The 12,371-nt window shown below is 47.4% G+C and carries 8 protein-coding genes; 5 read left to right on the top strand and 3 right to left on the bottom strand.

What is annotated here, in order from left to right; translation table 11 throughout:
- Positions 1–8 precede the first annotated feature (8 nt).
- Genes D9N13_RS23115 through D9N13_RS23105 form a run of 3 tightly spaced genes read left to right on the top strand, consistent with a single transcriptional unit; the run spans position 9 to position 8,386 of the window.
- The gene (locus D9N13_RS23115; protein WP_290594352.1) at positions 9–6,908 is read left to right on the top strand and encodes a hypothetical protein; all 6,900 of its coding nucleotides are present in this window, start codon (positions 9–11) and stop codon (positions 6,906–6,908) included.
- A 1-nt stretch (position 6,909) separates the two neighbouring features.
- Positions 6,910–7,845 (top strand): hypothetical protein, encoded by a 936-nt coding sequence (locus D9N13_RS23110; RefSeq protein WP_290594351.1) that lies wholly within the window; start codon positions 6,910–6,912, stop codon positions 7,843–7,845.
- A gap of 25 nt (positions 7,846–7,870) precedes the next feature.
- On the top strand, positions 7,871–8,386 hold the full coding sequence (locus D9N13_RS23105; RefSeq protein ID WP_290594350.1) for a hypothetical protein: 516 nt from the start codon (positions 7,871–7,873) through the stop codon (positions 8,384–8,386).
- Here D9N13_RS23105 and D9N13_RS23100 read toward each other — a convergent pair.
- The gene (locus tag D9N13_RS23100; protein WP_290594349.1) at positions 8,374–9,051 is read right to left on the bottom strand and encodes a S26 family signal peptidase; all 678 of its coding nucleotides are present in this window, start codon (positions 9,049–9,051) and stop codon (positions 8,374–8,376) included. The genes D9N13_RS23105 and D9N13_RS23100 overlap by 13 nt on opposite strands.
- A 50-nt stretch (positions 9,052–9,101) precedes the next feature.
- Between D9N13_RS23100 and D9N13_RS23095 the strand changes: the two genes are divergently transcribed.
- Positions 9,102–9,566: a BRCT domain-containing protein gene (locus D9N13_RS23095; RefSeq protein ID WP_290594348.1), complete on the top strand. Its 465-nt coding sequence runs from the start codon at positions 9,102–9,104 to the stop codon at positions 9,564–9,566.
- A gap of 310 nt (positions 9,567–9,876) precedes the next feature.
- Positions 9,877–10,782, top strand: a complete 906-nt coding sequence (locus D9N13_RS23090; RefSeq protein WP_290594704.1) for a prolyl oligopeptidase family serine peptidase — start codon at positions 9,877–9,879, stop codon at positions 10,780–10,782.
- Here D9N13_RS23090 and D9N13_RS23085 read toward each other — a convergent pair.
- Both D9N13_RS23085 and D9N13_RS23080 read right to left on the bottom strand, forming a co-directional pair.
- Positions 10,762–11,325, bottom strand: coding sequence for a TetR/AcrR family transcriptional regulator (locus tag D9N13_RS23085; RefSeq protein ID WP_290594347.1), 564 nt, complete (start codon positions 11,323–11,325; stop codon positions 10,762–10,764). The genes D9N13_RS23090 and D9N13_RS23085 overlap by 21 nt on opposite strands.
- Positions 11,326–11,436: 111 nt before the next feature.
- Entirely contained in the window at positions 11,437–12,339 is a 903-nt protein-coding gene (locus D9N13_RS23080; RefSeq protein WP_290594346.1) for a LysR substrate-binding domain-containing protein, read from the bottom strand.
- Between the last annotated feature and the right edge of the window lie 32 nt (positions 12,340–12,371).

Here is a 12,371-nt window from a genome sequence, read left to right as displayed (position 1 = left end):
TAGGGAACATGAGTACACAGATTCTTTCTAACAAGTTAACACGATTGAACACCCTCTTTGCGATGGTGATCACCACGCTGTTTGCCGTGCAGGCCCACGCCATGTTCGGCTTCGAACCCTATTACAAATTCGGTGCCGTCTATACCCGCAGCATCGTGGTGGATCCCTCCACCAACATGCCCATCTGGGTGGAGTACGATGAAACCGGCCGCGAAGCCGGCGTCATCGGCGGCATGCAGGATGGGGATTTCACCTTCAGTGGGACGGAATACCGCGCCTATCATGATCAATACACCCAGATCATGGAGGACATGCCGGATGCCATCTGGATGTCGGTTTACGACTATATCACACAGCAAAATTTTGAAACTTATAATGGAGAAACATTTTCACCCGTTGCAATCAATCCGGACTATGAAAACGTACAGTTTGTATTGGTTCGCTCAAAAGAACTCACACAGATCCCAGACGGGGAGTATCACCTACTGGCTCGATTTCCTATTGACGTACGTAGGACAACCATCGGTGATTATGCGTCACTTTTAATACGTTCAGATCCTGCAACCGGAGAAGTATCTAATATAGTTACTCCTTCCAATACTGACAACAATATAGGCTTTCGGGTTAAGTTCTTTGGTCCGGAAGGGGATGATACAGGGGAGGAAGCGCTGGATGGCGTGGATACCACCACCATCAATTACCGTAAAGCCACAGATGTTATTTACGGGCCAATAGAAGGTGCTCGTATTACCACCACACCGGCTGCGAGAATTACTGATGGCGCCGAAACCGGTGAAGACGGCAAGTACAGCATGCATTACACCCTGCCGCCTTGTCCGGGGTTCACCTTCAGCTACACCACACCTGCGTATCTGGAATTACAGTACAATCGCTTCAATCCGCGCCTACCCGGTTACCGAATCTACTGGCAGCAACGAATCGATTATGATTTCTGCAATGGATTGGCTGCGACTGCCCCGCCATTAATTCGCCCGGCAGTAATCGGAATTTTAGCGAGCGCCGCTACGCCAGTTAAACGCCCCCGCGATTTCCCCATCGACATCATGGTTATAAACGGTCGTGCGCGTCTGGAAAATCCCGATGGCAGTGGCGTGGACATTACTCCTGAACTAACAGATATACAAAGCGTTTGGGCTTTGGATAACTTCTCTAAATCAGCAACGCCACCTAGTTATGACCTTACAGTGCCTGGGTTCGTCAGACAGGTGCAAAGTAATTATGACTTTGACCGCGATGGAGAGTTTGAAAACACGTTGTTGGGTAGGGTAGTAGAAGTTCCAGTAGAGGATGGTGAAGAGGGTGAAACAGAGAAAAAGTTCTTTTTGCAGAATGATGAAAACTATCCTTGCGTAGTATCACGTGATGAAAATGGAATTCTCTGTACACATCAAGGTGTTTTTCTTTCTTCTAAAGAAGGAGTACCTGGTGAAGATCAGCCCGACCTCCTAAGAATAGCGGATTGGCGGTTGTCAGATGGAAGCGAGTTTGATGATAAGGGATTGGTCACAACTTTGGGAGAAATAGATCTCAGTAATACCGATCTATATGTCTTTCGTGAATCCAACGGAGAGTTAATCGCAGAGCGCAGAGGTCTTAATACTGCCGAAGCCACTAGTGTCATCAAGAATGACCTAGGCGCGGCCGATGGCGAGTTTTTCTACACTTTAGAAATGCGCGGTCCTCGAGAGGGTATCTATAGCGCAAGCTATCTTCGTAGAAATCCAGTAGATCCAGTAACAGGTAACCCTGTTGGTCCACAGAACGCCTACCGCTTCTGGCAACAACAGTCGGGAGTCGTTGAAAAGTTTTGGGACCGAGAAGCTGATCATCTGCGCCCCGGTGAGCGTATTCGTATTATCGCGATTAACCGTGTCACTGGGTATATGGGTACTATCACTACAGAACTGAAAGCTCACAGTACTGAAGATGAAGATGGTTACCTTCGTAACGCGATGGTAATTGACTACAATGTTGATGATATCATTATGCGCCCTCCCAATCTTAAGATATGGGCGGAGCGCAGTTATACCGTTGAGCAAGGTCTGACAAGAGGCACTCAGTACCTTCCAGACGATATGCGCGATGATAGTGATCCTAGTCAGAAATCAGCCCGAACAGTTGGCTTCGAAGGTGCTGCGCTGGGTACAGATACTGCGATCGTTGTTTATACAGAATGGTTGGATCACGATGGCAGAGCATTGCCGGAAGCCCTGGGCGATTACGGCTATACAGCACGCTTCGCAAAGATCGTTGCACCGAATATTCTGGACGATGCAGCGGTTGGGGACAGTGCAGTTGCACAGTTCCCGGTGAAGCCAGGCAAACATACCAACGTAATACGTTTTTCAAATCCGAACAGTAACCGAGAGCATCTTTATATTCATGTGTCAGGCCAGCCTTTCACCAGGCAGTCTGAGTTCGATCAGCTTGAGGCTTTTTATGTGACTGGTGCCAACTCTGGCATGCAGGAATATCGACCCGATCGATATGTCCCCTTCAAGGTCCCAGTCTATAACGAGGACGATAGCCTGGAATCCCAACAAGTATATCGTGAATTTGTTAAAGCTCAGGGCGAAGATGCAGACATCACCACTCCCAAGCCAGAGCCAATATATGAGTGGCTTTATCGCCCTGAATTTCAGTTCAGTATCTACGATCTGACCCAACAGCAAATTCGAAGGCAAATAACAGCTGATGATGTTGAAGATATCTATACCAGCGAGAACCCGGTTATAGCGTCCACTGACGAATTAGTGGCCTTTGCATACAGCCTGCTGAGTCGCGATATTAACAGTGATGGCCTCGATAACGATACCTTAACGGCGTTTAGCTATGACGGTGAAAGAGAACTTATCATCGCATTAGGCGAAGAAGAAATGCTGGCTACAATAGGTAGTGATCAGACAATAACGTTTGAAAACTTGGGGGCGTTGGCAGGTTTAGATCCAGAAGATTATCTGAGCATGCGATTGTACAGTAACAACGATGCTGCAAATGTTCTGTGGGAATGGGCCTTTGAATATCTTGATTTCTATGCCGTACTGGACAATGACATCTTACCGGCAGAAGACGGAGCCGTAGAAATATCAGCTGATACACCCGAAGTAGATCTAGTAGCCCATATTCTGGGCTTCGCTAATCGAGACCCAGAATCAAAATACCCGGTATCAATCAGATGGGAGCTGGAGGGTGAGGGTGAACTCGAGACGTCCGTTGAGGTAGATGATGAGTTCGCCATATTTAACAATAAACTGACTTTAACCAACAAGGCAGGTGATATAGCCAAAGTTACGGCTGTCCTTACAAACAACTCATCAGGTGATACGCAGCGATTGCCTTTGATTTTTCGTGTTGTTCCTGGGGTGCCAACGTCTATAACCGTATCACCAGATGACGATAATCAGCTATTTGTGGGTGGCGTGGGTGAAGTCTCTTTGTCCGGTGTTGCAAAAGACGCTTGGGGTAACACCGTTGCGGACGGCACGGCTGTAGGCATAACGACAGACGGCTCTTTAGAGGTTTCGAGCCGTCCGGATGTTACAACCAACGGTGCATTCCAGTTTTCACTTAAAGGATCGGATTATGCAGAGGCCTGCGAATTTACAGTTAGGATTGGGGCCACATCGCTTCCTGTAGCAATAGATGTAAGACCTGTAAATATCAGCATCACGGGCTTATCGCCAGCGATGGAAACTGATAGTAAACAACAGTTTCAAATATCGGTAACTGCAGATGGCGCAGCGCAGCCGAATTATCCTCTGGATGTTTGGGCTGAAAAAGGGCGATTGAGCGCATCCAGCATCATTACAGGAGAAGATGGTACTGCGACATTAACCTTGTTCACACCAACACACGAGACGGAAGTCGTTGTCAAAGCGATGGCGGCGTTACAAGCTCCTACTGAACAGCTCGTTCAAGTTCAATACCCGAATGATAATACCCCCAGAATAAATAACTATCGCGGTAAAATGGTGGGTGACACAACAGCACCATCGGTGTTCACGCATACCCGCTGGGACGGCTCCATATTCAATATTGAGAAGGCCGTAGCCGGGGAAGTTGAGGTAATGGGAGCTCCCAATCAGCAGCTCAGCCTTGAATTAGGTAACGCATTTTTGCCTAACCGTTTGACACAAGCTGCTTATTGGATGAATAACGTTGACGAGGGGGTTCTAACCGACGAGGTAGGTCTCTCGTCAGGTGTTGTAGAGAACGTAACCTTGGTTGAGGACACTTTGGGAGGGACGGGCTTCAGTTTTCAATTTTCTCAGCAGCGCAATGAGTTAGATGAAATCATCGTTCACAGCCGCGCTAAAGTAGTGAGTGCGTCCAGGTTGCAATTGGCTGATGGATTATCATTTTCTCTGGAGGTGAAAGCTAATCAGCCAGGTGGCCAATTGGTGAACCTGGGCAATGGAATAATCTTGGCTCTGCAAACTGATGGTAGCTTAAGCCTGACGGCAAATATGGACGATGCCAGCAGCTACACATTAAATCATCCTGGTTTCTTACTAAATCAATGGCAAAAGATAGCCGTAACATTGGACGCAGGTAGCCTTCGTCTTCAGGTTGGAGAAGATGAATACTCAACGTCTGTCACTGGGGTTGTCCAGTATGGTGATATTGCTTTGCAGGATGCTGTGGACGCGGGCGGTAATCCCCTTTCGTCCAACTATGGCTTGGTAGTAGGGCAGGCCTATGATGGGAAGATAAATACCTTACGTTGGTTTAATCTTTCATCCTCTCCATTGATAACCTTTGCTGATGGTTCTGAATCTAGAACAGTGTTGTTACCAGAGTCGGGCACAGCTCAAGTAGTAGTTGAAGGTAAGGGAGAGTTATTGAGCTTTGGTAGTGAGTTATCAAAGCAAAATATTGCAATATCAATAGGGCAGGAAAGTCAAGTTCTGACTTTAATGTCGACCGCAGCTTTCGAGCGCATTGCAGCAGCGATGCTTGATGCGGGCATCGTGCCGGGCGACCCAGGATTCGATGAAGGTTACCTGAATGATACGACTGCTCAAAGCCTTGATGGTTACAATAGTGGTCAGTATTACTCTCGCCATGTTGCCATTTTGTTCCCTGAAGCCTATGCATACGACATCGGCTTTATGGATATACTAGAGATCGTTGCCAGTTTCTTGGCCTTGGACAGCTTGCAAGTGATCTGGGATCAGGTGGGCAATATGCTCTCAGGGCGCGATGTGGATATTGTCGCGTTTTCTGTAGCTTTGTTGGACGTGTTGACGTTGTTTCCGCCGGCTGCTCCTCTGAAAGCAGTTACTACACCCGCAAAACTTGCAATTAAATTATTGAAGCTGGGAAATAATAAAGCAGTTAAATATCTGGGTGGTGTTTTTAAGAAAATGTTCCAGAAAGCCAAGGGGCGTGATTTCAGATTGGTTTACCAAGGCGTAGCCTTCATGATTATTGTGGCCGATATGGCGACAGATGAGGAGTCTCGGGAAGCTATCGGACAAATTTCCAATATGATTAATTCCACAGACGATTTTTTAGATATTCTGGAATTTGTCTCTTTGGCGGATGATGAGACCGAGCTACCGGATACCGCCAGTATTGATGCGATGAATAGCACTTGGCTTGAGGAGTTTCTTGTCAGCAATAATGCAGTTATGCAGGCTAGAGCCAAGTTGCCTTTGGGTATAGGTAAAAAGTGGGCATCAGCACTCAAGAAGTTAAAACCAATGTTAGATGACTTGCCCGGAGGGACTGCAGCGAAAACATTAGGCGTATTCGCCAAGACAGTTAAGAATATGCCTCCTGGCGATAGAGCCCGATTCATTAGACATGCATTTAATATCGGGATGATTAGAGCCATCTTCACAGTAGTGAAAAGAGGTGGGAAACCTGAAACAGTTAAGAATTTTCTGCTTGGCTTTGGCGGACAAAGAATACCACCCATTACTATGTTGGCTATTATTGGCTACATTGAACAACAGATACTGGATGGACAGCTGTTTCCTGAAAATGGTACCTATGCGCTTGGTACAGATCGAAATACGGCGCTTGCTCGACTCACTACTCTCATTTTGATGGCAGGGTACAGTTCAGCGGTAGATTCTGAAGACACCAAGCCAAGAGCAAATCAGGTGCAAGGTGCGGCGTTTCAGCTTATGCATTTGGCACTACTGCACGCAACTGGCAGTACCATTATAGGGATTGAGGTGCCGAGAATTGTCTATATATTTAAGAGAAAAGAAGATCTAGAAGACGATCCATTGAATATAACAAGAGCTCTGAAATACGGGCGAAGAGTGGATATTGTAACTGAAGGAACTGATTCGGCTGAAGAGTGGCATGAAGTGAAGTCTTGGCAATCACGGAAAAATGGCGATTCGCCTACGAATAAGCCGTACAGTATTAAGGAATGGCGCTGGGCCACTAACCCCAGGAAAGATGGTAATAAAGGTGAGAACAGCACAGAAAAACGCGGGAAAACGGCCCATCACCAGTTTGTGTTGGATCGAATCGCAAAAGGCGTTGGCGTAACTGAAGACGCACCACAAGGTGGTTTGCAGACTACGAATATTGAAGTGTCTGAGTACTTATGGCAATTTCATAAGTTCAAAACCTATAGCCGTGCTAAAGGAAAAAAAGGAACGAAAACTTTGATTGCAAGAAGTGCTGACCTTGATTTAATTGAAGAACAGCTGGTAAAAGATCCAGAGGGAATTCCGTCGAGAGTTCCGACTATATTTAAATCACATTTGGCGGATGGTGATTCGTTTCCTGGCTCGCATATTAAGGAGGGTGCTTTAAGTGTGTTGCTTCAAAGCTTAAAGAACAGTTTGCAGGATGAGCTGGAAGAGGCTATACAGGAAGAATTAGACGATTATGAAATTCCTGGCGGCGTAGTAAGTTTTTAGAGTGGCTGATAATAGAATGAGCTCGATATACAGCAGTATTCCAACAGAAAGTGAGTGGTTAGAAAAAAGAGAAAACGAGTGGGCAGTTTATGAAGAAAACACGTTTTTTACCGGAAATACGCCAAAGAAGGAGGTGATGGCGTATAGTGAGTATTTTCTGAATGGCGACATTAAGGCGTTCACAGACAAAACTATTCCCCACATGGCCTCGCTCATATACTTATCGCCGGTTCAATCTCTGGATGATCTTAAACTAGTAATTGAATCATCGCTTCGCTGGAGCCTGGCTAATGCAGAGAATCCGGAATGGCGAATGCGTAACCACGGCTATAATGGTGACTGGGATGCTTTTCTTATGAGCGTTGTTGAAAACTGCTATATCGCCAATTCGCAATTCTCTAGCGACTATCGTCTTTGGTTAGATATGTTCAAATGGATATACGGCACCAAATACGATCCAACCCGTGTTGTCGAGTTGGTGGCTGGAGAACCGCACTCCAGAATACATGTAAAATTTAATATAGCTAAAACATGCAACGTATTATCAAGAGGTATAAAAGGTTATTTGTTTTATGAGAATGAACGGGAGACTGGAGAGCGGTTCAAACACCTGGTTGATTATTTTTTAAGCCTGTATCCGCACTGTAATCCTGTGTTCTTTTCGAAGCAATTACCATCCAGCTCAAAGGTTAAAATAGAAGGTGTAACCTATCGAAAAGGGGCATATATTCAACAGAGATCGTTTCTTGCGGCCATAAATAACATACTGACTCCGTACGATGAGGAAGATGGTAGAACGGAATTAGTTCCCTCTGACCCCGATTTGTTAGACAAGCTCCTTAAAGGACTAAAACAACCAACAATGCCCCCTGAGTATTACGAGCTTGAAAAGTTCGTGATCAGCAAGGGCTATGACTGTCTTAGCGCATCTGAATAATTGCTAATATATTTAGGGTGTCTGCGTGAGTGATTTTGATAAAGATTTGTATAAATTTGCCTTGCGTTACGGTTATCAGATATCAGATAGTGACCACTCTGAACCCAGTAACACAAGCCTTGTTCACGCGCACCTGTTTGACGCGTTCGAACTGTTGGGACATGTGGAATATTCAGAGCAAGGTTGTGGCCCCGCTAATTACCTTTGGGAGCTTATCGACGTATACCTACAGCAAATTCCAGGTAACTCATGGAAGGTTTACGATTGCGATTCAGATGATGGTTGGATGACTGCCAAGGTGGAGCTCGTCAGTTCAGATGGGGAAACCTACCAGTTCGTATTGGAAGATATATTTGATAGTGACTGGGTTCCTGCTCAATTGCCCGCAAAAATGCGTGCGTTCTCTAAAGAGAATTGTGACAAAACGCTGGTTACGTTTTTTGGTGATGATCCCTTTGTGATATTGGCTATGCCTCATAATGCAGCTGAAGAAATCTACTCGTTAATTCGCAAGCATGCAGGGCTGACTCAAAGCGACTGAAGGGCTCGCTCACCATTTCTAAATGAAAACCAGACGAAATCAACTTGACCAATGATTAGTGCAGAATCGATCCATCCGAACTGACGGCTATCCTGACTGCGTGCAGGATTATCTCCCTCTATATAAATCCATCGAGTTTGCCCATCTTCTTTTACACGAGTAACCCGCTTCACTAGAATCACTCCTTGTGGCTCCTTGCGTGTAACCACTACATCACCCTTTTTGGCGGGGTGTGCGTTGAAAGCCCAGCTATCAACCAGCACCACATCTCCTGGCATCAAAGTGGGGGACATGGAAACAGATGGTATGTGATAAAAACCAAAACCAAACCACGTTTCCTTATAAATATGGCTTGTAGTCACGATAGAGCCGTTCAGCGCGATAAGACCAATCACTAATAACACGATAATCCGAGCCGGTCTAGATTTTGATTTTATGCCTAATCCTAATCCGTAGGTGAGTAAGTGCAAAGCAATCAGAAACCCCAGCATGGAAATAAAACCTAAGGGTGTGGTTACCCAGCGTGTTAAGCTAAAAAGAATCACTATCAAAAGCCCGAATAAGGGAATCGAGAAAGCCCAAACGGAATATCGAGTGGATAGCAATGTTCCCCCGGGGAAAACACTACAAAGCAAAATACGCAAGGCTGAAGTGAAAATCTTCATAAGAGATAACAATGATAGTTGATGATAGTTTGAATTGTATATTACCACGAATGCTTAGTATCAAGTCTGACGACCTTCCCAGCAGAATGGATCTGGAAGCCGCTGGCGATCAAATGGTCCTGTCCACGTCAGCTGGTTCCGAAGTAGCACTTTCGTTCTTCGGTGAGCTGGTTAGCGCGTTGGAGTCCGCCGGGGCCACCGCGTTGTACGCGCGCCTGTTTGATTCATCCTCCGGTGGTGTGCAGGTTTGGCGATACCCTGATAATGAAGACGATGATATCGATCTGGATGGTGCCGATATCCTGTTCCTGGGTGACATGGAAGAGGATATTGACGAGATGAAAGAACTGGCGCAAGAGATGGGCGTCGTCCACGATGAATGGCATGAACAGATCAGCCTGGTGGTACTGGGACAGAATATAGCGCCAGCTGAGATGAGCAAGATTCTAAAAACAGGTGTTCGCACCATCACCGAAGATCAGTTCTGGGACTACATCGCGGATGAGCCGATGTAGCATCGTTGTTGCACTTCAAAGTGGATGCTAAGGTTTAGATGAGCTCGACTTCAGCAATGCCAACCTTTAGATCTTACGTGCATCCAACGGCAACCCCATCTCAGAACGCTGCATTATTATCCCACTGATAGCCTTCGCAGGTTCCTGGCGAGTTTCCTCCCGCCACTATCAACTCTATAAATCCAGTTCACGTAGTAGCAATGTGCTGCTGCGCACTTACGCGCTCTTGGTTTTTACATTATACTTTTCAACCATACGCAACCGTATGGTGCGTACCTAACAACCATAAAGGAGTGTTAATGTGAACAAGATGAGTATTCAGTGGAGTGTTGCAGGTGCTTTGGCTTTCTGTTCCATGGGGGGGATTGCTGAAGTTGTGGATGGGGAATACTGCTATTTTTTGCAGGATGGGGTTCAGGTTCCCTTAGAGTACACGTTGACCCGGCCTGATGGATTACCCGCCGGTGAGCAGCGCCCACTGGTGATAATGATTCATGGGGGAAGTTGGAGTGGTGGCCAACGTGGGGGCTTAGCCAATCTGGCGGGGGATCTGCGTAGCGCGGGTTACGTCGCCGCCACCATTGATTATCGGCTAACGCGGGATAACCCGAACAATCCGATGCAGGTAGGCGCGGACTACACCGATATCATCAAAGACGTTAAATGCGCGGTGCGGTATTTCAGAGCCCAAGGCCAGGCCGGTAATTGGAACATCGATCCGGACAGTATTGCCGTGCTGGGCAGTTCGGCTGGCGGACATTTGGCTACGCAAATAGGCGTGAGCCGCACAGCATGGGAAGATATGAACGGGCAGTACGCTGGTATATCCAGTGAGCCACAGGCCATTGTGAATTGGTACGGCCCGACGGATTTGGCCTACAACCACGCAGCAGTGGCCGCATCACAAGTATCGATCGAGGCTTTGTTGGGTGGTGATCCGAACACAGTTCCAGGCCGCTACAATCAGGCGTCGCCCATCAACCATGTGGATGCAAACGATCCACCCATGTTAACCATTCATGGTGCCGAGGATGAAACCGTTCCGGTGGCGGAAAACAGATTGTTTCATGATGCCTTTTTGCATGCAGGCGGACAACATCGGTTACATGTCATTGAGGATGCACCCCACGGGTTCGTAAAATCAGGGCCCTATGTGGAGTATTACAACGAAGGCGTGACGAAAACCGTTCAGTTCTTAGACTGGGTTTTCGAATGATGCAGTGAGCAGGTTAAAAAGTTCGTCGAGGTATCGCGAACGTTCCTGTTTAGAATCGTTGTGGGGGCGTGTGTAATCCCCAATTTGATAGTAGACAACCATGCGTGCGCGGACTTTTGCTTGCAGTGAGTTGAAGCCCATGCGTTTGAACAGTCGGGTACAAAAGTTCAGGCGCAGGTTGTCTACTTCTTTGACCGCACTGAGTGCTGCCGCAAAGTCTTGTGCCCACAATCGCATGGATAAATCGTGTTTTGTGTCTTTGTTTAGAATAAACTGCAACAAATTTCTCAGCTCTTCCTGCGGTGTGAGCGTTCGCCATTCCTGAAACTCTTGCACAATCGCCTTTTGCTTTTCAAGCCAATAGCCACACAGTTCATCTAAAAAAGTTTGTCGGTTTTCGAAGTGCCAATAAAAGCTGCCTTTGGTGACATTCAGTTGTGCCGCCATGGGTTCCACTTTCACCGCGGCATGCCCTTGTGCTTCCAGCACGTCCAGGCCACAGATGAGCCATTGTTCTTTGGCGTTGGTGTCTTGATGGGTCATATGTTTTCTCATGGCAGAGGGGTGCTCATTATGCATGGTTAGCCGACCGTTATGAAGCTGTGGTGAATGCGCGCTTTCGTGATGTCTTGTCGTGGCCTCATTCAGTCAGCCTCAGCGGCATTGCAGAATTTGTTCCCGCAGCCAAAGGTGTCCCTGATCCTGGTTCATGGCACGATGCCAGATCAGGTGGAAGGGTGTTTTAGGCAGGTCGAAGGGCAGTTTCAGCACGCGCAGTTGGTGCTGGTAAATGGGGTATTCCGCCAGCCTGGCAGGTATGGTGGCAATGGCATTGGTTTGCATTACCAGCGAGGGAATGGCAATCAACTGCTGAGCCTCGGCCAATATCCGGCGTTCGCCCCCCAGGTTGGCCATGGTTCGCTGAATCAGCTGCTTTTTACCGCCTTTCAGCGCCAGCACAATGTGCTTCTCGGCAAAGTACTGCTTGGCGGTGATGCGTTTCTTGTAGCGTGGGTTTTCCTTGCGCGCGATGATCACCCAGTCTTCCTCACTGAACAGGCAGGATTCCAGCCGGTCATCGTCGGGGGCCTGCATATCAAAGCAAAAGTCGATGTTGCCCTCTTTCAATAATTCCAATGCTTCAGCATTTGCTTCACCGATGGAATTGATGCGAAGAGCGCTGGATGCCTGATGTATTCGATCCAACAACGCCGGGAACACGCTCATCTCACCGTATTGGGCAAAAGCGATGGTAAAGGTACGTTGCGCCTGCAGGGGGTCGAAGGGCTCATCGGATTCCAGCGCCTCCTGGATTTGCCGTAAGGCATCGCGAATGGGGCCCGCCAACTGCAGGGCTTTAGGGGTTGGTTTCATTCCGGCCCGGGTGCGGATAAATAACGCGTCATTGAAGGTGGTGCGCAGCCGGGCCAGGGCATGACTCACCGCCGGCTGGGTCATGTGCAGGGCCTCTGCCGCCTGGGACATACGTTTGTGCTGCATGATGGCATCAAAAATAGTCAATAAATTCAGGTCAATAGCGCGTAAATTAAGTTTCATGCATGTAGCTCATACAATTTTTGAATTTCACT

The sequence above is a fragment of the Ketobacter sp. GenoA1 genome, from assembly GCF_003671475.1.
Classification (GTDB): Bacteria; Pseudomonadota; Gammaproteobacteria; order Pseudomonadales; family Ketobacteraceae; genus Ketobacter.
Note: the sequence above shows the minus strand (reverse complement) of the source record. Positions and strands in the feature narration are given on the sequence as shown.